Here is an 839-nt window from a genome sequence, read left to right on the forward strand (position 1 = left end):
GCTGTTTGAGTTATTTTTTTGAAAAAAGGCAGAAAGGTTTTATATTGTTTAAATGCGAATAAAAACATATAGTTCAGACCTTTCTGCCAGGAGCTGGCAAGTTATAAAAAATATCCTACCTGTAAAAAGAAAAAGTAAATGGAATTTGCCTGAAATAGTGAATGCCATCTTTTATCTTACTAAAAATGGCTGTGTGTGGCGGGATATCCCGGGAGAGTTCCCGCCCTGGCAAACGGTTTACTGGTATTATCGAAAATGGGTTAAGGACGGCACCTGGGATAATATCAACAGATTACTGATTGCAAACAACCGTGTGATGGAAGACAAGCAATGGCAGCCCACAACATCAATCATTGATAGCCAGACTACTAAAAATACCTCTACAAGTACAGAAAATATCGGTGTTGACGGAGGGAAGCTGATCAAGGGCAGAAAGCGTTTCTACGTGGTAGATACATTGGGAAACCTTTTGGACAGTTTTGTAGTTCCTGCCAATTCATATGATGGAACCACCGCCATAAAACATTGGAAAAGAATATACTCTGAAAATGAATTGTTGGGAAATATACAGCGTATTTATGCTGACGGAACATTTGGAGGCACTTTTCGCGAAGAAATGAAAACAAAATACGAGATTGAAGTAGAAATACCCATAATTCCGATCGCTCAAAAGGGTAAAGTTGAAATTCATGAAAAACGCTGGATTGTTGAAAGAACTATTGCCTGGACGCTTAACAACAGACGGTGTTCCAAAGATTATGAAAGAAAAGTTGAAAATGCCAATGCTTATATGATCATAGCGAACATCAGAAGATTAGCTAAGAAAATTTAACTCAAAC

Annotated in this window: 1 protein-coding gene; it reads left to right on the forward strand. The window is 37.9% G+C overall.

The genetic code is table 11. The annotated features are described in order from the left end of the window. Positions 1–52 precede the first annotated feature (52 nt). Positions 53–832 (forward strand): IS5 family transposase, encoded by a 780-nt coding sequence (locus tag CHA01nite_RS20370; RefSeq protein WP_146944831.1) that lies wholly within the window; start codon positions 53–55, stop codon positions 830–832. Positions 833–839: the final 7 nt, after the last annotated feature.

The organism is Chryseobacterium hagamense (genome assembly GCF_007991455.1).
Taxonomy (GTDB): Bacteria; Bacteroidota; Bacteroidia; order Flavobacteriales; family Weeksellaceae; genus Chryseobacterium; species Chryseobacterium hagamense.

Coding starts and splice junctions, on each gene's coding strand:
- CHA01nite_RS20370 (WP_146944831.1), top strand. CDS start 53: ATGCGAATAAAAACATATAGTTCAGACCTTTCTGCCAGGAGCTGGCAA.